Here is a 23,494-nt window from a genome sequence, read left to right as displayed (position 1 = left end):
AAAGCACTATTGAAAATAAAGCCATAAACATAACATTAAACAATGCAGATGGGTTCTTGTATGAACTTATCTGCTTTTTTGCATTATTATGAAATCATTTTATCTAGGAAATATTGAAATAAAACTGCCTGTTATTCAAGGAGGAATGGGAGTTGGTGTCTCTCTCTCAGGTCTGGCTTCAGCTGTGGCCAACGAGGGTGGAATAGGTGTTATATCATGTGCCGGTTTGGGATTGATATATCATAAATCTCAAGGAAATTATCTCGAAAATTGTATTTGGGGTCTGAAGGAAGAATTACGTAAAGCCAGAGAAAAAAGTAATGGGATTATTGGAGTCAACATTATGGTTGCTCTAACCAATTATGTGGATATGGTAAAAACATCGATAGCCGAAGGAGTGGATGTTATTTTTGCAGGAGCAGGCCTTCCATTCGATCTGCCCTCATATCAGACTCCAGGTAGTAAAACAAAGCTGGTACCGATTGTTTCATCGTCGAGGGCTGCCAAGATACTTTGCGACAAATGGAAAAATAATTTTAACTATCTGCCTGATGCCATTGTAGTAGAAGGTCCAAAAGCCGGAGGGCATTTAGGTTTTAAATTAGAACAGATTGATGATGAAAAGTTTTCACTGGAGCAATTAGTACCTGAAGTTTTAGAAGTTGTAGCTCAATATAAAGATGAGAAGGTTATACCTGTTATTGCAGCGGGTGGCATATCATCTGGATACGACATGTATCGTTTTATCGAAATGGGTGCAGCCGGCGTACAGATGGGAACAATATTTGTTACTACCGAAGAATGCGATGCCGCTACCGAATTTAAAAAGATATTTATTGATGCAGAACAAGGGGATTTACAGATAATACAAAGCCCTGTCGGTATGCCGGGTAGAGCTATTACTGGTGAGTTCATTAAGAGTGTCGAAAAAGGGCTGGAAGTGCCTAAAAGTTGTCCGTTCCATTGTATTAAAACCTGCGATTATAGCAAAAGTCCTTATTGTATTATACAAGTTCTTTATCAGGCAGCGAGAGGCAATATGAAGAAAGGATATGCCTTTGCCGGAATAAATGCGCATCTAGCGAAAAAAATAATAAGTGTAAAAGAAACTATAGCTACTTTGCAAGCCGAATTTTCATTGGCGAAGCAAGGAGCGTTGTAAGAAAAACAAGAAGCAATATTCTTCATCCGAAAATGAAGAATATTGCTTTCTATAAAAGATAATAAAATGGGGCTAAGTTTTAGGTCAATTTGCTAGGGACTTGTTTAATCACCCATTTTTTCAATCCTCCAATCAGATATAGTAGCCCTATTATTAAAGCTCCCGATGAGTTTATACTTTCGAGTAAAGGGGGCGTATCTGTAATTATTATTTCCACGACACCCGCTAATGCTCTGAGTATATATATTGCAGCAATCGCAAATACAGCTACTTTTAATAAAGGTAGTTTTCTTATCTTCCCATCGGCAGACAATCCATATAGTCCAAATACGAAAAATCCTCCTGAAACTGTTACTGTAAGTATATACGGCAATAAAGGATGTATCTGATATAATTCATTTATTTCTTTGCTCAAACCATATATTTCAAAGATTTTCATTAACCATATTAATGCGATTAAATGCCCTGCTGCTAATATGAAATTTAAAGTACTCCCAATTTTGAACATGATTTTTCAGTTTTTAATTAATTATTACTAACTGATTGCAAATATAAATCTAAGGTTAGAGTTATTGATTGAAAATAAAGCCATAAATTTGTCCAAACGCGACAAGCGATATTTATTATGTATATAGCAGCTGGGTTATTTAATATTTTCTTGAAACAATTTGAAGATATCCAAATTGGTATTTCTAAAATATTTTCTGAGTTTGCAACAGATCTTAAAATATTGGATAATCCGATTGCTAAAATAGATGCCAATATATTCGGTCGATATATGGAACAGGTTGTTGCCAAGAAAAATAATCAACGAATTGGATTGGAAATCGGCTTTATTATTCCGTTTACCTTAACTGGTACAATTTTCAATTTATATCATAACAGAGCTACGGTCAGCGATATATTCGAAGACTTGGATTTATTAGATCCTACAGAGAATGATATAATTCACTATACGACAAAGACAGAAGGTGACCTATTCTATTATGAAATATCTATTAGTCAAGAATTTGTAGATAAATATCCTGTTGCTGCCAGACAATGGTACGAGATGCAATATGGTATCTCACTTCAATATAGCTATAGTTTTACGGGAAGATACCTATACCCTGTTTCAGCTCATTCTGTTTATAAAAAAGAGGGCAAAACGGATAAATTAGAAAAATATCTGAATTGTCCTGTCGAATTTGGACAGAATAAATTGGCCTTAATTTTTAACAAATCTGTTCTCGATCTACCTGTAATAACAGCAAGTAGAGATTTCTTGCCGATTTTTGAAAACTTCATAGCTGAGATACAAGATAGTAAACTTAATAATGTACTGTCGGGAGCTGTTCGAAGATATCTTTTACATAGTATCTCAACAATTAATCTGGATTTGAAATTACTTGCTGAACGGTTCAATATGAGTGAACGTAATATTCAGCGAAAACTAAAGTTAGAAGGGACTTCCTATCAACTTATTCTTAATGATCTTCGTATAGAATTATCTCGAAAATATCTAAAGGAGAAGATTTCTTTAACAGAGATTACTTTTCTTTTGGGTTTCGAAAGTCAAAGCGCTTTCAATAAGTTTTTCAAGAAACATTTCGGCTGTACACCAAGCCAATATATGAGTAAACTCAGTTCTTAGAACTGAGTTTACTATTTCGAAACAAGGTGTCTTTATTATTTGTTAGACTCGTTGACGATCTCTTTCAATATATTTGTTCCGTTTATTGCTGCCGGAAAACCTGCATATACTGACATTAGTATCATGATCTCTTTAATTTCTTCTGCTGTCAATCCGATATTTAGGCCTGCATTCATGTGAAACTTTAGTTGTGATGGTGCATTCCCTAATGTTGTCAGTACCGAAATGCTTGCTATCTGACGATATTTTTTGTCTAAACTTTCTCTGGAGTATATATCCCCATATCCATACTCAATAATAAATCTCGCTAGATCGGGGGAGAAGTCTCCGTAAGCATCTTGTATAACTTGTTCTTGATTCTTATCGAGAATCGCCAGATATTTCGAACCTAAATTATATCTGTCTGTTTCATTATTTGATAATATTTCTATTCCTTCTTCGTCAAGAATCCCATTGTTTTTTCGCTCTTGCAGCACTTCTTTCAATGTGTTCATTGCATTGATAGTTCTGGGGAACCCAAGGTAACCAGTAAGATGCAGTATTAATTCTTTTACTTCAATAATCGAACTGCCTGTATTTAAAGCACCATTCAGATGTACTTTCAATTGAGGTATTGCGCCTTGAGCAATAAGAGAAGATACAGCCGCTATTTCTTTCGATTTATTATCTAATCTGTTCAAATTGTATACATCACCAAAAGAATATTCTATGATGAATTTGCTTAACTCCGGAGAAATATCTTTCAATCCGTTTACAACATTTTCACCTGCTTCTCCGTCGATTTCCATCAATTTGTTCCAACCGCGCTCATAACGTTCCGATTTCTCCATTTGTCCGTAAGAATTTAGTACCAACAATAGTGTCAGTATAATTAATAATATCTGTTTCATATCTATCTTTATTTTTGTTTGAACAAAGGTAGATGCTTACGATACTAATGATCGAGGACTTTTAAATGTGTTTTCGGTACTTTCTTGAAAAGTTAGTTGGAGATAAAGTGGTTTTTTTCTTGAAAATTCGTGCAAAGTACGATGAATCTTCAATGCCAATTTGATTTGATATCTCATTAATATTTTGATCAGAGTATATCAGCAGGCGCTTAGCTTCCGTTATCTTAAGATTTAGTGAATATTGTTTTGCAGATACTCCTGAAATCTGTTTTGAAAGGAAATTAAGTTCATCTGCTGATATGGCTAGTTTTCGCGCATAATCTTCTATTGACTGATTCTTACTGAGATTATTCAATATAGATAGCTTGAATTTTTCAAATATCGGATTTGCTGTAACTGAGATTGTATTATTTTCTTTTGCGTAGAGCTTAATCTGCTTATAGAGGTATTGTATATCAATTCTGATCTCGTTATGGATTTCATATTCTGAAATAAGCTTTTTAAAAACGGGCTCAAGAAATAGTTTTGTAGCATTGTCTAAATCTATGTAAGGGAATTGAAAATCTATACTTAATTCGGTACCTAGCGTAGTATCAACAATTAAGATATATCCCTCACTATTTTCAGAATAGTCCCAATTATGTACTTGCTTCGGATTCACAATGAATATTCTGTTTGGTTTTATAACATATTCTTGAAAATCTATAACATAAAAACCCGAACCTTGGGTAAACCAAACCAATGAATAAAACGAATGACGGTGTGGCCATTCAACATCAGTATCTTCTGTATCCTCAAAAGTTCCTGCGTAATATGGGATATGTTGAGGCGGTACAGCTAACAGATCGGATATAGAATATTCTTGTAACACTTAATAGATATATGCTAGTATTTTACCACTTATTTGAATCAGAGATATTTCGCAGAGTTTAGTATTGTATTGGGCTTCAACAAGACGGTCTTCGGCCTCTAATAAACTATTCTGAGCTTCGCGCAATTCTATCCCCGATAAATCTCCGAGTTTATAACGTTCAAGGGCAATTCCGTAATTGTCATGTGCCGTCTGAAGATTTTCCTGTTCAAGATTTGTCAGTTCCATATTATTCTGGTACGCCATCCATATATTAGAAAGATCTGTTCGTAGAGATAATTCTAACTGTTGGTATTCCAGTATTTTATTCTCGACTTCAATTTTGGCATTTTTCTTTTTTCGTTCACGATTGAAACCGTCAAAAATATTGAAACCGACCGTAAAGCCGTAATTAAACCCCAGATTTCGCTGTCGATTATAGTTTCCTACATCATACATGTTCTGAGTATATCCATAACCGGCATTAAGTCTAAGATAAGGATAGTATTGGCTTTGTATTGATTTGAGATCGAGAACACTAATGTTTTTATCTCTTTCGTATAATTGGAGGAATACATTTGATGCTTGCAGGTTATGCCAAATATCATCTTTATTAAGTAGCGGATTGAATTCAATGATCGAATCAGGGACAAGTAGAGGTTGTTCTACATTGTCCATTGCCATCAATTGATTGATATGCACCCGAGATTTAAATATAACTTCATGTTGTTTGATCAGCATAGAACTATCAGCATTGAAATCGACCTTAGCTTGTTGCATTTCAAGCCGCGAACCGGCACCAATAGTATAACGGGCTTCAACAATCCGAAGCCGCTCTTTCGATAATTTAACTGCATATCTAAGATTGCTCAGTCTTATATTCTGTTGGATATAATTGTAGTATTCTCCTGTAATATTTAAAATGAAATTCTCAATAGCGAGGCGTGTATTCAATTCTCCTGCTTTTTGCAGTTCTTTCAGCTTACCATAATTCGCCTGAATATTAAATCCGTCAAAAACCATCCAGTCCATATTAACTCCGGCATTCAGAGCTTGATTATGCACCCCATTGTTTTTACTTATTTCCCCCGATGTAGTTCGTTGTTCGGTATCATTTATAGTTCCCGAATAACCGCTGATCAAATTGAGGTAAGGTAAATAGCCGGCATTACCTCGGGTTAGGTTATTATTCGCTATTTCTTCATCATTGCGGGTTATTCTTATTTCATAATTGCGATCAAGTCCTATTTCTATGCAGCGTTTAAGATCGAAGACTTCTTGTGCGGCAATATAGTATGGTAGTATAAAGAATAATATAATGATGTAATACTTTTTCATAATTATGTAGTTTGGGGTTATCAAACATCAGTTGTTTTCTTCCGTTTTCTTAGGTTTTTTATCTCTATCCGTCGATATATATAAATACATACAAGGAACAATGAATACAGTAAGGAATGTAGATACTAACATACCACCAATCACGGCTACACCCATTGCTATACGTCCGTTCGAACCCTCTGCACTGGCGAGAACCAGTGGTAGTAACCCAAGTATTGTAGCAAAACTGGTCATGAGGATAGGTCGTAAACGTTGCACCGATGCTCCTTGAATAGCTTCAAGTCTGGTCATTCCCGATTCTTGTCGTTGGTTGGCAAATTCAACGATCAGAATTCCATTTTTGGCTACCAGCCCGATAAGCATAATAATACCGATCTGACTGAATATGTTCATCGTTATATCGAAAATATACATAAATAAGAGTGCTCCGGCAATCGCCAAAGGTACGGTAAGCATTATTACAAATGGATCTTTGAAACTTTCGAATTGGGCAGCTAATATAAGGAATATAAGAACAATCGCTAATAAGAATGCAAACATCAGACTCGAAGAGCTTTCGCGGAAATCTTTAGAGTCTCCGGCTAATGCTGTACGGAAACTTTCGTCCAATGTTTCTTTAGCTATACGATCCATCTCGTCGAGGCCTGCTCCAATAGTTACACCCGGTGCAAGTCCCGAAGATACGGTTGCTGAATTGAAACGGTTGTATCTATAAAGTTGTGGAGGGGCAACACTCTCTTCAAGTTCGACAAGGTTATCTAGCTGAATCATATCTCCATTCAGATTTTTGAGATATATCGATTTTAAATCTAATGGTGTATTTCGTTGCTGGCGGTTTATCTCTCCTAATATCTGGTATTGTTTACCATTCATATAAAAGTATCCCATACGCTGACCACTGAGGGCGTATTGCAGCGTCTGTCCAATATCACGTGTACTTACACCGAGTAAAGCGGCTTTATCTCTATCGATCTTAATTCGTGTCTCGGGTTTTGTAAACTTGAGGTTTACATCTGCCATTTGAAACATCGGGCTTTCATTTACCTTTTGCATGAACAGAGGAATAAATTCTTCCAGTTTAGCAATGTTAGGGGCTTGTAACACATATTGGATAGGCATACTGCTTCTTCGTCCGCCGAATGTAGATTGTTGTTGGACGAAAGCTCTGGCCTCTGTTTCTTTACGAAGGATGGGAGCAAGGGCATCAGCTATTTGCATCTGACTTCGTTCGCGATCTCCGATATTGGGTAAAACAACTGTGATATTACCGCCACCACTTCTAGCCCGGACGATGTTAGATTCTCGCTCGGGTGCGATCGAGTCTACTACTTGAGCAATTTTCTCGGTATAGTCTCTGTAAAATTCGTATGTTGCCCCTTCCGGACCACTAACCCTGATCGATACTTGGGAACGGTCTTCTAAAGGAGCCATTTCAGAGGGAATATTTTTACCAAGATAACCGATTGCAATAATGGTTATTAATATAATCGGCCAAACAACTATTTTATGTCTTAAGAAAAATTGTAATGCTTTGCTGTATCCATAATTAAGTCCTTTGAAGAACGGATCGGTTTTTCTGTAAAACCACCCCGGTTTATCGTTTCTCTTTAAAAGCTTAGTTGCTAACATTGGTGTAAAGGTTAAGGCAACAAAGGACGATATGAGTACTGATCCTGCTATTACGATACTGAACTCACGGAACAAACGTCCAGTCATCCCTTCGAGGAATACGATAGGGAAAAATACAGCTACGAGTGTGATTGTGGTAGACACCACAGCGAAAAATATTTCTTTGGATCCTTCTATACCCGCTTGCAGAGGAGCCATACCATCTTCTATTTTCAGATAGATATTCTCCGTGACCACAATGGCGTCATCAACTACCAGTCCTACAGCTAAGACGACGGCAAGCATCGACAATACATTGATGGAGAATCCGGCAACGTACATTACGAAGAATGCTCCGATTAATGATATAGGGATAACGACGCATGGTACTAACGTAACACGCCAATCGCGTAGAAAGACAAATATAATTAGTACAACGAGTAAGAATGCTATATAAATAGTTTCTTCCACTTCATATATCGATGTTCTGATAAATTTTGTATTATCGAAAGCAATGCCCAATTGTACATCATCGGGTAAATCTTTCTTCATTTGCTCGATTCGGATCATTGTTTCGTCCGATATTTCGATCTGATTGGCGCCCGGTTGAGGTATAATAACGGTTGTAACCATTGGTATACCATTTTTGCGCATAATGTTTCTTGGGTTTTCGGTACCTAACTCGGCTGTTCCAATGTCCCCAAAGCGCACGACATTGTAATTGTCTTCCTTTATAACCAGATTGTTAAACTCTTCGGGAGTCTCCATCAAACCAAGTGTGCGGATCGATAATTCTATCCTGTCACCTTCTATACTTCCTGATGGTAATTCTACGTTTTCTTTGTCAATGGCATTTTTTACATCCATCGGTGTGATGCCATAAGATGCCATTTTTACAGGGTCTAGCCACAAACGCATAGAGTAGCGGTGTTGTCCCCACAATTCAACAGCACTAACATTTGGAATCGTTTGAAGACGTTCTTTGATTGTTAGCTCGGCAATCTCACTTAACTCGAGCAATGAGCGTTTTTCGCTTTGAACTGTAATCTGTATAATTGGATTGGCATCGGCATCAGCCTTCGATACTGTTGGAGGGTCGCAGTCGCGAGGGAGGTATCTTTGTGCCCGTGATACTTTGTCTCGAACATCATTGGCAGCGGTTTCGAGATCAACACTTAATTCGAACTCAACAGTGATATTACTCGATCCCTGACTACTGCTACTGACAAGCGAGCGTATACCGGGAATCCCGTTGATATTTTGTTCAAGAGGTTCTGTTATCTGGCTTTCGATAATTTCGGCATTAGCCCCCGGATAAGACACACTTACCGTAATAATAGGATTGTCGATGTTAGGATATTCACGTACTCCCAGATAGGTATAGCCAATCATCCCCAATATGAAGATAATCAATACTAATACAGTGGATAGTACAGGGCGTCGTATGCTTAATTCGGAGATTGTCATAGTTAATTTATATTGTCGAGTGTGACAGGTATTCCATCACGCAATTGCATAACACCACTTATTAATAATGTATCTCCAAGACTTAATCCGTCCAGTATTTGTACAGACGAAGCTGTTCTCATACCTTTCTTTACAGTTACCTGACGTGCTACACCATCCTTATATACATAAGCAATATCACGCCCCATTTCGGCTATTGTAGCGAGGCTTGGCACAACAAGGGTGTTGCTGATCTGTTGCAGTTTTATTTCGATATTAGCAGAATGGCCGGGTTTTAGTCTCCCTCCCGGATTCTGATAGATTGCACGGGCTTTAAGCGTAAGTGTTTGCCTGTCTAAGTTAGACTCGATAGCGTATACATTTGCCTGATATTTGTTTAAATCATTATCTAAAGAAAATGTGAGAACTGTTCCCGGTTTTATTTCATTAGCTTGTCTTTCATTCACCGAAAATTCAATTTTGAGAGGAGAAACTTTTGTTAGCTTCGAGATTATTGTAGTGGGAGATACATAAGTACCTTCGCTAATGAAGCGTAGACCAATAATTCCACTAAAAGGTGCTCTCAATTCAGTCTGAGCTATTTTCGATCGAACCAGTTCTATATCGGCATTCAGTTTTCCTAATTCAGTATTTACCGATTCATAGGCTTCCTGACTTACAGCGTCTTTTTCCAATAGGGATTTTTGACGAAAAACACGATCCTCAGCCAATGGTTTCTGTGCTTCCAGCTTTTTCAATTCGGCTTGTAGAAGTTGATCGTTTACTTTAGCCAGCAGATCTCCTTTATTAACAATGGTTCCTTCTTTGAAATAGATATTCGTGATCTTACCGGAAGTTTCAAAAGATAAATCGACTTCTTCGTCAGGCATCAGTATCCCTTTTGTTCTGAAAATGTCATCCAGATTTTCGTATTTTAATACCTGTGCATTTACATTCAGCGACCGTTGTTCTCGGTTTCCATTGCTTATTGGTATTTCTAGTTTTCCATCTTTAATTGGAAGCATGTTTTTTATATTCGGATAAAAAGCCATTCCGGCAATTATCAGTACAATAACTATTATCAGTACTATTTTCGCCTTTTTATTCATAGATGCAATTCATGGATGTGTATATTATAGATAACTGTATAACTAACGTAAGTGGTTAGACATAATAAATTGTAAAAGGTTTAATCTGAAAATAAATAATATTTAAAGTTAATAATATTATATTGAGCTTTCTAAAATATGAAAAGATTTTCGGCCGTAGAAATATATGTAGATTTATTGCTTCATACATGATATGTAATAACAAAGGAGGATAATATATCCTCCTTTGTCAATCAATCTAATTTCATTTGCATCATTTTTTTCCAACCATGTCTTCTACACGATCTTTCAAATATTCTGCTTCATTTTTTGCAACGTCTGCTACATTTTTCAGATTTCTCTTCGATTTACTGAGGAATTTGTCAGTGCAGTCGCAGATGCAGTCAAATTGTCCATCATCTTGTAGTTTTCTGATTGCATATCCAACTACCGCACCAACTGCTAAACCTAATAATACTCTTTTCATAATAATATAATTTTATTGTAAATACTGTTTCAATATTGCAGATGAATAGGTGAATAAGGATCGCGTGGTAGGAAGAGTCGCAAAACCATTCAATAAGCCAAAATCATGGATTACACCATTGTAGCGTATAGTTGTTACTTCTACTCCGGCTTCGTCCAGTTTGCGTCCAAGAGCTTCTCCTTCGTCTCTCAAAATGTCATTTTCTGCTACCTGAATAAGGGTAGGAGGCAGACCTTTTAACTCATTGAGGGACGCTTGCAAGGGTGCAACATAAATTTCTTTACGTTGTTTCGGATCTGTGGTATACTGATCGAACATCCATTTCATTAACGAAGTAGAGAGGAATCTTTGTTCTGCATAAATTTTATAAGAATCCGTATTGAAGGACGAATCTGCGACTGGCCACAATAGAATCTGGAGCTTAATATGCGGCCCTTTGTTCTTTTTAGCCAACAAACTGGTTGCTATTGCCATATTTCCACCTACACTATTGCCTACCAAAGCCAAATTCTTTCCATCCACATTAATTTCGCTACCATGTTCTGCAACCCACTTTGTAGCTGCATATATCTCATTGATAGCTTGCGGATATTTTGCTTCGGGAGAAGGTGTATAATTAACAAATACAGCTGCATAACCCGATTCAACGACTAAATCGCGAACCATACGTTTGTGCGTATCATAGTCGCCCAATATCCATCCACCTCCATGTATAAAAATAAAAACAGGTAGTTTCTCTTTTATACCTTTTGGTCGGACGATATTCAACTTAACAGGATAATCTTTATTATTAATTATCTTTTCTGATTCCTCAATTCCCGATAAGTCGACTTTCACCCCTTTTTGTACTGTAACCAATACATTACGGGCGTCTTCTTTTGATAATGCTTCAACCGGACCTCCTGAGTTTAGCACTTTCAAGTACTCTTTGACTGCCGGGCTTAGGTGCGGATCTTTCAAATAATCAGGTGCTTTTTGAACATTCTCTCCCATAATATTATATTTTAAATTGGAATTTGAAGTTCTACTTGTTTCACATCATTTCTTTTTACCGTTACAGCGGCAGTACCTTTAACGCCTTCTGTGTCACCAATAGTATAAAATACAGCAAAATAGAGTGATGTCTGAGATTCAAGAATATTTAATTCGGTAAAATTAAGTTTGAATGTCGCTACGCCGTTTTCATCAGTTACAACCTGTCTATCAGCATTGGCACTTTCTGTATTATCGTCAATAGCTTTATCTTTATACATATAAACTGTTGTACCTTTTTGAGGAGTTCCCAATAGATTTTTCACTGTAACTTGTACATTTGCTCCTAATGCAGGAGCTTCATCATCATCGCTGCTACATGAAGCGAAAGCGAGCATTGTCAAAATTGATATGCTTAAAAACAGTAACTTTTTCATAAATCTAAATTTAATTGAGCCAACAATCTTGTTTAATGTGGTTGGTTGGCATTTCCCGCAAAGACTACAATTTAAAATACAATAGAATGTACTAAATATAGTCTCTTAGGTATAAAACGCACTGGAGTTATATATAGTTCCTGTTTTTAAGAAATATACATTATTATCTAACAATTTTTATGGAAAAGCTTTTTCTATTTTAAAATATTAGGATTTTGTTTTGTTTAGTCAATTACGAATACTATTGTTGATTCTAACTCCACCCAATCGTACATAAACTTGGCATGAGATGTGGCATTTCTAACACACATATGTGAGCGGGGAGTCGTTCCCAGCGATGCACTGAACTCTATTTGCTTGGTATGTGGCACATTTACGGGAACACCATGCAGGTAGCCACCATTGGTAAAACGACTGGCATAAGGTGCATATCCCCCTGTTTCCTTCGATCCATCTGCCAGATAAACCATCTTTGTCTTTTTTTCTTGTACGACAAACATACCAAGAGGTGTCTCTTGGGCATAAGGAGGATTATGCAGCCCTGTGGTTGCAGGGTTCATACTTCTTACGACCCATTTTGAATCTTCTTTGTCAAGGGTCATAATATTTTGATTAGTGCGATCGACAATAATAGCTTTTTTGAATACGACAGTGTCTCCGATAACCTTAATATATTTTTGTGGCACAAGCCATTCTCCTGTAAAATATACAGTTGCTATTTTGGTGAAATTAGAACTGTCTTTAATAATCTTTACAAGCGCCCCATCCCTGCCATAGCGGAGTGGAGTAATTGAGTCATTTGGCAAGTATAGTGGTATACCTTGATACCGTTCTACCCCCAGTGTATCGGATATACGTTTATATTCGTCTCGTTTATAAGTTTTCACAAGAGGTGCTTCGCCGTTTTTATTCTTGTAATTTTCCAGAATAGCCCATGTAGCTGGAGTTTGTTGTATAGAATCAAGTAAAGCCAAACGTTTGCGTATCTTATCCCATTGAAACATACGTGTTGTATCTTTATAAGGATAACTGTCTTCTAGTGTATACTGATCATACAGAAAAGCTTTTTCTATTTTTATGTCTTCCGGGTTAATAGAGATTGGCTTTGAGTCTTCCACTGCCAACGAGTCTGTAGTGGCACTATTGCTTACAGGGTCTTTTTCTTTATTCTGAGAACAGTGACTAAAAAAGAATATGCTAATAAATAGAAGAATAGGGATTATTTTATTTCTCATTTGATGTTAATGTATTTATATCTTAAACGAAAAAGTTATGTTATTGTTCCCTAAAAAGCGGATTAAATGTTAAATTGAATAGATATTGATAGGAACAGCCTTCATCATTTGGTTTGTAATTCTTTTCTATTTTATCCTATATAAAATTCCATTATATTTATGTAATTTGCACCCGTCTTATTCAACCTGTGTAAAATATTGATAATGTATTGAATAAGTACTATTTATCTAGAATATGTAATAACCTTTTATTTAATGCTTAAAAACACATTGTGGACAAATGTTAACAAAAAATACTTTTGAGAATGATTCTTCATTGTGGGATAGTTTCCTTAAGGGAGATGATGATGCATACAGCTATATTTATAAAAAATACTCTAAAAAATTATTTATTCAGGGCTTACAATTTACTGCCGACAGAGAATTAATAAAAGATTGTATTCACGACGTATTTGTGAGAATATACCACAATAGAAACAATCTAAGTGCTACAAATAATATTAAACTGTACTTGTTTGTGGCATTGAAAAATAGCCTCTTGAATGCTTTTAAACTGCAAAAAAAATATACTGATTCTATTGATGATCTGGAAGCTGAAGATTTTCTTATAGAAACTGAAGATACCATCGAAGAACAATTGATAAATAAAGAAACTGAAAACCACCTTAAATATAAAGTAACTCATCTGCTTTCTACTTTGACTTCCCGTCAGAAAGAGGCTATTCATTACCGTTTTATAGAGTCAATGAGTATAGATGAAATATGCATCCTAATGGATATGAATTATCAATCGGTACAAAATCTTCTTCAGAGATCTTTAAAAAAAATAAAAGATTCTTTGATAATTGTTGAAAAAAGTGAGTATAAATAGTAAGAATGATTGTTTCCTTATATATAGAACGATATGCAAAATATGCCAGAAGAACATTTAAATAGAGATTATACCCAATATACATTCGATGATTTTTTACAGGATGATTTTTTTATATCCTCTATAAAAAATCCGACAGAAGAGTCTTTAGAGTTTTGGTGTAAACTTGAAGAAACTTGTCAAGTAAATGTAGTGGAGTATAATTTAGCTAAAGAATTTATTTGCTCAATGCAGTTAGAAGATCCCATGTCGGATACCGAGGAACTCGAACTATGGGATAGGATAGTTACTTCTAACCAAATGATTAATAAGAAAAGAAACAAACGAAGACAACTTGCCTTCGTTGTCGGCATAGCTGCATGTATTGCTATAGTTGTATTTAGCTTGCCATATATAACCGATAAATCTTATACTGAATCAAGCGATATACTGAATTATGCAGCGGAAAATCGTGTGGAAAATATTCAAACGGAAATCCAACTAATATTATCTAAGGAAAAGACAATTCAGCTAACCGAAGAATCTGATATAGCTTACGACTCCACTGAAATAAAAGTTTCAGAAAAAGGAATTTCTAAAAATGAATCAGCTGCATTTAATCAGCTTTTAGTCCCTAGAGGTAGAAGATCAAAGCTAACATTGGCCGACGGAACAAAAATGTATGTAAACTCGGGTACACGAGTTGTTTATCCGATTGAGTTTGCAGGAGAAAAGAGAGAGATTTATGTAGATGGAGAAATCTTTATAGAGGTTCATCCGGATTCTAAACGTCCGTTTATAGTGAGAACAAGCAATATTGATGTACAGGTTCTAGGAACTAAATTTAATGTTATGGCTTACGAATCAGACAAAAATAAGCAAGTTGTACTAGCAAGTGGGTCAGTCAAAATATTAGCTAGAAATAATGCTAAAGATACATTTCTATCCCCGACACAAATGTATGAGTATAGTAATGGAAAAGAACATGTGGAAACCGTAGATGTTCAGAGGCATACTTCTTGGATAAAGGGTCTTTATTATTTTGATGGTGAAAAACTAGAAGTAATTATAGCACGTCTTTCGAGATATTATGGTGTGGAAATTAACTATGAGAGTGAAATTGCAAATCTAAAATGTTCAGGAAAATTAGATATGAAAGATAATTTGGCCGATGTCTTAAACGGGCTGGCCTTTACCTTACCAATAAAAGTAGAGTATAATAATGAAAGTTATAATCTAATAAAAACCTCTATGTAAAACCTAAAATAAATACACTGCCTATGAAGAACACGTGAAATTTAAGTGCTGAAAAGATCGGGCGACATCGCCAAACACCACCCGATCAAGATTCAGAAGTTAAAAATGTATATGTCTAACCTTTAAATCATTACAAATGTATGATAAATATCAATAGATTTAGCATAAAATGTGCTAATACTAGGAGACTATTTAAAATTTTGAGGGTAATATTTTTTACCTTTTTTATCAGTATTAGTGCATGTTATGCCAGTAACAGTTATGCTCAAAATGCTCTTCTTACACTAGAAATAAAAAATAAACCAATAAAAGAAATCTTTAGCGAAATAGAAAAGAATAGCGAATATGTATTCTTTTACTATGATGAAATTTTAGATGGAAACAAAAAAGTCTCTGTTTCTATCCATAATGAACCTGTAAATAAGGTGCTGGACGAAGTTTTCAAAGATACAGACAACACATACCGTATATCTGACAAGCAGATATTCGTATCGAGAAGAGCCTCGGTTAGTGTTAATAACATAGAACAACAGAAGGATCGCCTTTCTATCAGAGGAAATGTTACAGACAAAAAAGGAGAACCACTTATCGGGGTATCTATCGTGTTGAAAAGTGATCCTAAAGTAGGTACTATAACAGATATTGATGGTAATTATTCAATTTTGGTTCCTGATAGATTTGCTGTTCTCCAATATAAATATATAGGTTTTATACAAAGAGACGAAGAGGTCGGTAATCGAAAGATTATTAATATTGTTCTCGAAGAAGACATTGGTCAGCTCGAAGAAGTGGTTGTCGTAGGTTATGGTTCCCAGAAAAAAGCATCGGTAGTAGGTGCTATATCGACTATGGAACCATCTAAACTGCAAACGGGAACTACTCGTTCATTAAGTAACAACTTAGCTGGAAACGTCGGTGGGATTATTGGTGCCCAACGCTCGGGTGAGCCCGGTAACGATCATTCCGATTATTGGATACGTGGTATAAGTACCTTTGTTGGAGGAAATGCCCGTAAACCATTGGTATTAATTGACGGTGTAGAGCGTTCGTTAGACAATATTGATGTAGAAGAAATAGAAAGTTTCTCGGTATTGAAAGATGCTTCCGCCACAGCTGTTTATGGTGTGCGTGGAGCCAACGGAGTAATTCTAATTACCACAAAACGTGGGAAAGCAGGGCGAACAAATGTGAGAGTAAATGTCGAACACGGAATTACAGAACCTGTGCAGGTGCCGGAGTTTTTAGGTGCAGCCGATTATATGCAACTATTAAACGATATTAGTACGCAGAATGGTGGTAATGTCATGTTCGATCCCCGAAGGATTGAGAATACCAGACTTGGCGTCGATCCGGATCTTTATCCGGATGTGAATTGGCTCAAAGCTATATCGAACGACCGTGGATCTAATACACGTGCATCTGTCGATATATCGGGTGGTACTGAACGCCTTCGCTATGCATTTGTTACTGCCTATTATCACGAAAATGGTATGCTGAAAAGAGATGAAGATCAGGAATGGAATTCATCGCTAAGACTGGATAGGTATAATGTGCGCTCAAATGTAGATCTTGATGTGACATCTACGACTCTCTTGAGAGTTAATATGGGTGGTTATTTACAAAAAAGGGTTTCTCCACCAGGTAGTATTGACGACTTGTTCAAGGATGCTTTCCGTACTCCACCCTTTGTGCATCCAACCCGCTATTCGTCGGGTCAGATACCAAAAGTTCCTGAGCAGACAAATCCTTGGGCTATTGCAACGCAGAGAGGTTATGAACGCGACTCTCAAAGTAAACTGGAGACGCTAATATCTGTTGATCAGGATTTGAAAGATATCTTGCCCGGACTGAGGGCAAAAGTAACTTTTGCATTCGACAACTTTTCGCGCAATGGAGTTAAGCGATCTAAAGATCCTGATTACTACGCTGTCGCAACAGGAAGAGATCCCGAGACAGGAGCATTACAGACAATTATCACTTCTTACGGGCAAGAATTTCTAGGTCAGGAACAAATAAAACATTGGGGCGATAATAGTACATATCTGGAAGGTAATATTACTTATAACCGCACCTTTGCTTCTAAACATGCAGTGGATGCACTCCTTCTTTATAATCAAAGAGATTATGATAATGGCGACAAATTGCCTTATAGAAATCAAGGGTTTGCAGGCCGTCTTTCTTATACGCTAAGTGGAAGATATATTGCAGAGTTTAACTTCGGTTATAACGGATCTGAGAATTTTGCTAAAGGACAACGCTACGGTTTTTTTCCCTCAATAGCTGCGGGTTGGATTATGTCGGAAGAACCTTTTATGCGTCCGTTAAATAAAACATTTTCCAAAATAAAGTTCAGAATATCGCATGGGTTAGTCGGAAATGATCAACTTGACGGGCGGCGTTTTGCATATATAACAACCATCAGTGATGGAGGTGGAAATGATGGTTATTATTGGGGAAATTTTGCAGATTTCCATCGGAATGGTAAATGGGAAGGAGATATAGGAGTACCCGGATTAACATGGGAAACTGTGACAAAAACCAATCTGGGTCTAGAACTTGGTTTATGGAATATGCTCGAATTGCAAGTTGACTATTTCGATGAAAAACGTCGTGATATTTTTATGCAACGCAAGAACTTCCCTAACTCAGCAGGTTTTGCAAAATTGCCTTGGGCTAACTTTGGAAAAGTAGATAACAAAGGTATTGATTTGACACTGGATGTAAATAAGCGAATTAACAAAGATTGGTTTATTTCGGTGAGAGGTACGCTGACTTACGCTAAAAATAAGATTATAGAACAAGACGAAGATATGGGAGTAATTGGTACAAACCGATCTTCTACAGGATTACCCGTAGGACAAATATTCGGTCTGATAGCTGAAGGGCTTTTTACTGAACAAGATTTCGCTGATGTAGCGGAAGGCCAATTAGCAGAAGGTATTCCTGTTCATACTTTTGGCTCGGTGCGTCCGGGAGATATAAAATATCGGGATGTAAATGGTGACGGAGTAGTAGATTCGAAAGACAGATCTCCGATAGGAGGAACTGTTGATCCTCAGTTGATATATGGATTCGGATTAAATATGAATTATAAGAATCTCGACTTTGGATTCTTATTTCAAGGCAGCGGAAAAACTTACCGGACGATTGGTCGTGGTGCTTTCTTTTTACCGGGTTCTACGCAAGGGGCAACAGGAAACATATATTCTAATGCTTATGATCGTTGGACACCTGAAAATCCGAGTCAGGACGCATTCTATCCAAGATTATCGATAGGAAGTAATGCTAATAATTCTCAAGAGTCTTCGTGGTGGCTGAGAGATATGAGTATGATGAGACTCAAGAACCTAGAGATTGGATACTCTTTCCCCAGAAAAATGCTACGTAAAGCAGCGATGCAAAATGCCAGAATATTTGCACGAGGAACAAATCTATTTTGTCTTTCTGATTTTAAACTGTGGGATCCCGAATTAAATACACCTGATGATAATGGTTTGAGATATTCTATAATGCGATCATATTCAATAGGATTGCAAGTGAGTTTTTAATAAAATAAGATGTTGAAACTATGAAATATAATATATTAACGTATTTATTGATTGTAATACTCCCTGTTTTCACGGGTGCTTGTTCCGATTATCTCGACAAGTCGCCCGATGATGAACTAACCCTTGAAATGGTTTTTAGGGACAAGACGAGGACTGAAGATTGGTTGGCCGGTGTATATTCAAAAATACCGAATCCTTATCTGGAAAAGGTAAAACATGTCGATGCTCTGGCGGATGATTATTCTCCATCTAAAGGGTGGGAAACATACGGCTGGGATTGTATCTCAAAAGCACAAGGAAACTGGAGTTCATCGAGTAGCTGGGGGGCTGGCTATTGGGGTGATTTTCCTCCTAAGATAAGAGCAGCTTATATCTTTATTAACAATGTAAAGGCTAATCCGCAACAATTGGTAACAGAGCAGGAGGTTAGCTATATGAAAGCCGAATGTCGTTTTTTGATAGCATATTACTATTATATAATGGTTACCAATTATGGAGCTATTCCGTTACAAACATGGCTGTCTGACTTCGATTCATCATCGGAAGAGCTGATGATAGGGCAAACTCCGTTTGATGAAGTAATTGCCTGGATCGATAACGAGTTGCAAGAGGTTGCTAAAATACTGCCTCCTTACTATACCGATTCTCGTAAATATGGACGGGTTACATCAGTTATGTGTATGGCGGTAAGAGCTCGCATGCTCCTTTTTGCTGCAAGCCCATTGGTTAATGGAAATCCTTATTACAAAGGATATGAGAATAATAAAGGAGTTGAAATATTTAATACGACCAGAGATGATCAAAAATGGGTAAAGGCAACTACAGCATGCAAAGAACTTATTGATTTTGCTCATGCTAATGGTCATCAGTTATACTATGAATATAATGATGATGGCTCGATCGATCCATTTTTGTCGTATCAGAATATGTCATTCAAAAGATACGATGAGGGTAATAAAGAAATTTTATTTGGTCGCCCTAGTACAGGTGAAGGGGGCTCAAATAATAATGAGTCTTATGATTACGATAAGCATGCACAGCCTAGGGGTACAGGAGGCAACGGTGGTTTAGGTGTTTCTCAGGAATTAGTGGACGCCTTCTTCATGGCAAATGGCCAAAGCCCTATAACCGGTTATAATGGGGACGGAAGCCCAATTATAAATTTGGCTTCAGGCTATAGTGAAAGTGGTTTTTCCGAAGCTAACGATGTGAGGAAAACAAAGTGGATAGAATCGAAGGGAGATATTGCGAATGTAGAAAATCCAGTTACACTGGAAGGAACATATAACATGTATTGTAATCGCGAGCCACGTTTCTATGTTTCGGTTTTATATAATGGAAGCTGGTTCAGGAGAGATAATCGTGAGACTAAGTTTTACATGAACGATGTGGACGGAGGTCCTACACACGATGCCCCTCAGAACGGGTATTTAGTGAGAAAACGTGTACACCCGGATCATGATCCTCGAAATAATATCAGACCTTATCGTCCCGGAATCCTTTATCGCTTGGGAGAAGTATATCTTAATTATGCTGAAGCGTTGAATGAATCGAATCCTGCAAATCGAGCTGAAATTTTGTTATATCTGAACAAAATCAGAGAAAGAGCCGGCATACCTATTTATGGCGGTGGAGTGGGCGAAATTCCTGTACCGACTAATCAGGATGATATGCGTGAAGCAATCCGTCGCGAGCGCCGTGTCGAATTAAATTGTGAGTTTTCTATCAGGTACGACGATTTGCGTAGGTGGATGATTGCAGAGAGTACGCTGAACCGAACATTCTATGGGATGAATTATGAAGGAACAGAAAAGAGCGATGATAAAAGTAATTCAAAAGCATTTTTTACAAGAAAACCATATTTGAAACGTGTTTTTACAAAGAAGAATTACTGGGCGCCGATTCATCAGAATCAGATTGATAAAAATCCGAATCTAAGACAACTTCCCGGATTTTGATTATGGCTAAACAATTGAAGAATGATGTAATAATGGATTTGTCTAATAGTCATTTTCCATACCAATCATTCAAATTAATTACACAGAAATATAATATATATGAGAGCAATTTATAAAATAATTTTCATTTTTTTATTGGCTGTATTTTCAATTGCTTGTAGCGATGATGACAATAATGATGGTCCAGTCGATGCTTTAGTTTTGAAATCATCGAATGATACCATTGTTTTGGATGAAGATAAAGCAGATGAAATAGCAGTTACTTTCTCTTGGAACAAAGGCATAGATAGAGGGCCTGAAAATACAATTGTCTATATTTTCAGACTGGATATATATGGTGCAGATTTCGAAACATCAACCGATCCTATTGAAATCCCTGCCGATGGCGAGCGGGCTATAGTTTATACAAATAAAGAATTAAATGATTTATTAGTAAAAAAATGGGGATATTATCCGGGCGACGAGGTAATGCTTCAGGCAAGGGTTGTAGCAAAAGTTGCAGGCCCGAAGTTTATTTATCCTGAGATATCTGTTGTCGAAGTAGACGTTAAGAGCTATATTATTGCTCCTAAGCCTTTATATTTGTTGGGGAGTGCGACTCAAGCAGGTCTAGATCCAAGTAAGGCTACTAAGATGACAGAAGCAGAGAATGGCGTATTTTACCACTGGAGAGGAAATTTGAAAACCGGTGGGTTCAAGTTCATAATGTCAACGAATAGTCTCTTACCATCTCTGAACAAAGGAACTGATGACGAAGCATTGGTAGAGAGACTTAGTGATAGCGATCCTGATAACATGTTTACAATAGAGCGCGAAGGGCTTTATGCAATTGCTCTATTTAGAGAAGAATCGAAAATTATTTACCACTATGTACCTTATCCGACTCTCTATATGATAGGCAATGCCACATCTGCCGAATGGAGTATCGATAAAGCGCTTGAGATGCAATGGGATCCTGCTAATCCGAATACTTTTACATTTGAAGGTGACTTAAAAGCCGGAGAATTAAAATTACCGACCTTGAGAAGTTGGGATGATGATACATTCAGGCCACTGGTTGCCGATGGATCGATCAACGATACTAGATTGCAGGTTTATAAAGGAGGAGATGATCTTAAATGGAAAGTGAATGATGATGAAGCAGGGAAATATAAAATCACTGTAAATACTGAGAAAATGACAATAAAATTCGAAAAACAATAATTATTTACCCTTAATTTAAAAAACGCTATCAGGCTTGAACTGATAGCGTTTTTTTTATTTTCGTAAGATTAGCCTCTTAAAACCAATAAGGCAATATTCAGATTCGAAAGTATTTTGCGAGAAACACTGGGGATGAAAATCCGTCCTAAGATATTGCGCTTGCGCGTATTTAAAGCTACTATCTGTACATTCTCTTTTGCCAAAAATTCACTAACGCCGTTTAATGCATCAGGAGTATCTATCAATTTATAATCGAATTTCAAATTTGGATATAGTCCTGTATAATAATCTCGCATTACTATTAATTCTGATTCTGCCCATTTCTCTTTTTCTTTAGCCCCTGAGTTGACATGGACTAATGAAATTCTGACATCATGAAACGGTTTTAATATTGAAACCATCGTATTAAAAGATGGGAAATCTGATTTTCTGTAATTAGAAAAGAAAGCGATATGCTTAATCGTAGACACATTGTCGAAGGGTGAGTCTTGTGGTACAGCCAAAACCGGTACATTATTCATTTCTATGATATCAGCCGTAACATTCCCTAACATGCTTGCTTTATTCTGATGTTTTCCTTTTGTCCCTATTACTACTAATGTCGGATCATACTCTTCGATGAATTCGGAAATCTCATCTTCTACAATTCCTTCCCGAATAGAATAGGAATAGTTTATCGATGGGAATTCTTTCTTCATTATCCTACTATCTATATCGCAGCATAAATCGAGCATTTGTTTTCTGACCTTATCAAGAAGGCCTACATCATCTTTATCTTTCAATTGATCAGCGAAAGGAAAAGGGGATGGATAATATATTTTATAAAATACATGAAGGATTTTTACTTTAGCATTTAAATCTTTTGCGATGTTAAATGCTACCCGGCAAGCATTGAGTGAATAGTCGGAGAAATCGACTGCAACTAAAATGCGTTTTCTTCCATCGTCTATTTTAGAAATTTGCTGATCGCTATAGTCAAACGGTTTATTCTCTTCTACAATTTGCAGGGCTTTATTTAGATCAGAGTCTTTTATGCGCACAATTATCCCTGTTGAGGGGTTATTGTTTTCTTCTATCGTTTCAAGCAAGACTTCAATGCCGTTTTCTTCCAATAGATGTTTAAGAATCTGTGCTTTTGGAGTGGTATGTATTGCGAATGTTATCAAGTTGTTTTGCATCTCTCTCTATTTTAGTTTAATAATATATTTCATGTAATATATTTGAAGTGAAAAATAAAGTATTCTACTTCGTTATCGAATAGTTGTTCTCTATTCTTAGATGTTAATTGCCAATGGCTTTCCATGTTAATGATTTGATTTTAACATGAGCTTGCGATTATAAGTGTTACCCAAATTTACATAAAAATATAGGATAAGCAATGATTCTTTAGGACTAAAATATATCGTGATATTCTCTTTGGCATAAAAATTAACAATGACTAATAATAGTTAAACGCAAAGCAAGTGATTTTCTCGTTTCCTGTTTCCATTTTGCTAATTTTATGGTTTTTAATATATTATTACGACAGTGGA

The 23,494-nt window shown here is 36.6% G+C and carries 18 protein-coding genes; 7 read left to right on the top strand and 11 right to left on the bottom strand.

Features of this window, described 5'->3' with window-relative positions:
- Positions 1 to 88: 88 nt before the first annotated feature.
- Positions 89 to 1,162: a nitronate monooxygenase family protein gene (locus tag G7Y56_RS07160; protein ID WP_165042271.1), complete on the top strand. Its 1,074-nt coding sequence runs from the start codon at positions 89 to 91 to the stop codon at positions 1,160 to 1,162.
- A 79-nt stretch (positions 1,163 to 1,241) separates the two neighbouring features.
- Here G7Y56_RS07160 and G7Y56_RS07155 read toward each other — a convergent pair whose 3' ends face one another.
- Positions 1,242 to 1,601, bottom strand: coding sequence for a hypothetical protein (locus G7Y56_RS07155; protein ID WP_255498667.1), 360 nt, complete (start codon positions 1,599 to 1,601; stop codon positions 1,242 to 1,244).
- 186 nt (positions 1,602 to 1,787) lie between these two features.
- Between G7Y56_RS07155 and G7Y56_RS07150 the strand changes: the two genes are divergently transcribed.
- Positions 1,788 to 2,795 carry a helix-turn-helix transcriptional regulator gene (locus G7Y56_RS07150; RefSeq protein WP_165042266.1) on the top strand — a complete coding sequence of 336 codons (1,008 nt, stop codon included), beginning with the start codon at positions 1,788 to 1,790 and terminating at the stop codon, positions 2,793 to 2,795.
- A 35-nt stretch (positions 2,796 to 2,830) separates the two neighbouring features.
- On the opposite strand, the gene G7Y56_RS07145 is transcribed toward G7Y56_RS07150, so the two are convergent.
- The 9 genes from G7Y56_RS07145 to G7Y56_RS07105 all read right to left on the bottom strand — a co-directional run bounded on the left by G7Y56_RS07145 (position 2,831) and on the right by G7Y56_RS07105 (position 13,146).
- Positions 2,831 to 3,685 carry a carboxymuconolactone decarboxylase family protein gene (locus tag G7Y56_RS07145; protein ID WP_221412544.1) on the bottom strand — a complete coding sequence of 285 codons (855 nt, stop codon included), beginning with the start codon at positions 3,683 to 3,685 and terminating at the stop codon, positions 2,831 to 2,833.
- Between the two features lie 61 nt (positions 3,686 to 3,746).
- Positions 3,747 to 4,556, bottom strand: a complete 810-nt coding sequence (locus tag G7Y56_RS07140; protein ID WP_221412543.1) for an AraC family transcriptional regulator — start codon at positions 4,554 to 4,556, stop codon at positions 3,747 to 3,749.
- Positions 4,557 to 5,873, bottom strand: a complete 1,317-nt coding sequence (locus G7Y56_RS07135; protein ID WP_165042264.1) for a TolC family protein — start codon at positions 5,871 to 5,873, stop codon at positions 4,557 to 4,559.
- Between the two features lie 27 nt (positions 5,874 to 5,900).
- Positions 5,901 to 8,948, bottom strand: a complete 3,048-nt coding sequence (locus G7Y56_RS07130; RefSeq protein ID WP_165042262.1) for an efflux RND transporter permease subunit — start codon at positions 8,946 to 8,948, stop codon at positions 5,901 to 5,903.
- 2 nt (positions 8,949 to 8,950) lie between these two features.
- Complete coding sequence (locus tag G7Y56_RS07125) at positions 8,951 to 10,036, bottom strand: efflux RND transporter periplasmic adaptor subunit (protein ID WP_165042260.1); 1,086 nt, start codon at positions 10,034 to 10,036, stop codon at positions 8,951 to 8,953.
- A 253-nt stretch (positions 10,037 to 10,289) separates the two neighbouring features.
- Positions 10,290 to 10,502, bottom strand: a complete 213-nt coding sequence (locus G7Y56_RS07120) for a hypothetical protein (RefSeq protein WP_165024159.1) — start codon at positions 10,500 to 10,502, stop codon at positions 10,290 to 10,292.
- A gap of 12 nt (positions 10,503 to 10,514) precedes the next feature.
- Complete coding sequence (locus G7Y56_RS07115; RefSeq protein WP_165042258.1) at positions 10,515 to 11,495, bottom strand: alpha/beta hydrolase; 981 nt, start codon at positions 11,493 to 11,495, stop codon at positions 10,515 to 10,517.
- 11 nt (positions 11,496 to 11,506) lie between these two features.
- On the bottom strand, positions 11,507 to 11,911 hold the full coding sequence (locus G7Y56_RS07110) for a hypothetical protein (protein WP_165042256.1): 405 nt from the start codon (positions 11,909 to 11,911) through the stop codon (positions 11,507 to 11,509).
- Positions 11,912 to 12,135: 224 nt separating this feature from the next.
- Positions 12,136 to 13,146, bottom strand: coding sequence for a L,D-transpeptidase (locus tag G7Y56_RS07105; protein WP_165042254.1), 1,011 nt, complete (start codon positions 13,144 to 13,146; stop codon positions 12,136 to 12,138).
- Positions 13,147 to 13,426: 280 nt separating this feature from the next.
- Here G7Y56_RS07105 and G7Y56_RS07100 point away from each other — a divergent pair, with 280 nt between their 5' ends.
- The 5 genes from G7Y56_RS07100 to G7Y56_RS07080 all read left to right on the top strand — a co-directional run bounded on the left by G7Y56_RS07100 (position 13,427) and on the right by G7Y56_RS07080 (position 21,962).
- Positions 13,427 to 14,017 (top strand): RNA polymerase sigma factor, encoded by a 591-nt coding sequence (locus G7Y56_RS07100; protein WP_165042252.1) that lies wholly within the window; start codon positions 13,427 to 13,429, stop codon positions 14,015 to 14,017.
- 42 nt (positions 14,018 to 14,059) lie between these two features.
- Positions 14,060 to 15,253 carry a FecR family protein gene (locus G7Y56_RS07095; protein WP_165042250.1) on the top strand — a complete coding sequence of 398 codons (1,194 nt, stop codon included), beginning with the start codon at positions 14,060 to 14,062 and terminating at the stop codon, positions 15,251 to 15,253.
- Between the two features lie 140 nt (positions 15,254 to 15,393).
- Entirely contained in the window at positions 15,394 to 18,801 is a 3,408-nt protein-coding gene (locus tag G7Y56_RS07090; protein WP_165042248.1) for a TonB-dependent receptor, read from the top strand.
- 20 nt (positions 18,802 to 18,821) lie between these two features.
- Complete coding sequence (locus G7Y56_RS07085; RefSeq protein WP_165042246.1) at positions 18,822 to 20,759, top strand: RagB/SusD family nutrient uptake outer membrane protein; 1,938 nt, start codon at positions 18,822 to 18,824, stop codon at positions 20,757 to 20,759.
- A gap of 99 nt (positions 20,760 to 20,858) precedes the next feature.
- Positions 20,859 to 21,962 (top strand): SusF/SusE family outer membrane protein, encoded by a 1,104-nt coding sequence (locus G7Y56_RS07080; protein ID WP_165042244.1) that lies wholly within the window; start codon positions 20,859 to 20,861, stop codon positions 21,960 to 21,962.
- Positions 21,963 to 22,030: 68 nt separating this feature from the next.
- Here G7Y56_RS07080 and G7Y56_RS07075 read toward each other — a convergent pair whose 3' ends face one another.
- Positions 22,031 to 23,140 carry a universal stress protein gene (locus G7Y56_RS07075; protein WP_165042242.1) on the bottom strand — a complete coding sequence of 370 codons (1,110 nt, stop codon included), beginning with the start codon at positions 23,138 to 23,140 and terminating at the stop codon, positions 22,031 to 22,033.
- Between the last annotated feature and the right edge of the window lie 354 nt (positions 23,141 to 23,494).

This window comes from Dysgonomonas sp. ZJ709, from assembly GCF_011039195.1.
Taxonomy (GTDB): Bacteria; Bacteroidota; Bacteroidia; order Bacteroidales; family Dysgonomonadaceae; genus Dysgonomonas.
This window is presented reverse-complemented; position numbering and strand designations above follow the sequence as displayed.

Coding starts and splice junctions, on each gene's coding strand:
- G7Y56_RS07080 (WP_165042244.1), top strand. CDS start 20,859: ATGAGAGCAATTTATAAAATAATTTTCATTTTTTTATTGGCTGTATTT.
- G7Y56_RS07145 (WP_221412544.1), bottom strand. CDS start 3,685: ATGAAACAGATATTATTAATTATACTGACACTATTGTTGGTACTAAAT.
- G7Y56_RS07160 (WP_165042271.1), top strand. CDS start 89: ATGAAATCATTTTATCTAGGAAATATTGAAATAAAACTGCCTGTTATT.
- G7Y56_RS07075 (WP_165042242.1), bottom strand. CDS start 23,140: ATGCAAAACAACTTGATAACATTCGCAATACATACCACTCCAAAAGCA.
- G7Y56_RS07095 (WP_165042250.1), top strand. CDS start 14,060: ATGCCAGAAGAACATTTAAATAGAGATTATACCCAATATACATTCGAT.
- G7Y56_RS07110 (WP_165042256.1), bottom strand. CDS start 11,911: ATGAAAAAGTTACTGTTTTTAAGCATATCAATTTTGACAATGCTCGCT.
- G7Y56_RS07100 (WP_165042252.1), top strand. CDS start 13,427: ATGTTAACAAAAAATACTTTTGAGAATGATTCTTCATTGTGGGATAGT.
- G7Y56_RS07155 (WP_255498667.1), bottom strand. CDS start 1,601: ATGAAAATCTTTGAAATATATGGTTTGAGCAAAGAAATAAATGAATTA.
- G7Y56_RS07150 (WP_165042266.1), top strand. CDS start 1,788: ATGTATATAGCAGCTGGGTTATTTAATATTTTCTTGAAACAATTTGAA.
- G7Y56_RS07135 (WP_165042264.1), bottom strand. CDS start 5,873: ATGAAAAAGTATTACATCATTATATTATTCTTTATACTACCATACTAT.
- G7Y56_RS07115 (WP_165042258.1), bottom strand. CDS start 11,495: ATGGGAGAGAATGTTCAAAAAGCACCTGATTATTTGAAAGATCCGCAC.
- G7Y56_RS07090 (WP_165042248.1), top strand. CDS start 15,394: ATGATAAATATCAATAGATTTAGCATAAAATGTGCTAATACTAGGAGA.
- G7Y56_RS07105 (WP_165042254.1), bottom strand. CDS start 13,146: ATGAGAAATAAAATAATCCCTATTCTTCTATTTATTAGCATATTCTTT.
- G7Y56_RS07130 (WP_165042262.1), bottom strand. CDS start 8,948: ATGACAATCTCCGAATTAAGCATACGACGCCCTGTACTATCCACTGTA.
- G7Y56_RS07120 (WP_165024159.1), bottom strand. CDS start 10,502: ATGAAAAGAGTATTATTAGGTTTAGCAGTTGGTGCGGTAGTTGGATAT.
- G7Y56_RS07125 (WP_165042260.1), bottom strand. CDS start 10,036: ATGAATAAAAAGGCGAAAATAGTACTGATAATAGTTATTGTACTGATA.
- G7Y56_RS07085 (WP_165042246.1), top strand. CDS start 18,822: ATGAAATATAATATATTAACGTATTTATTGATTGTAATACTCCCTGTT.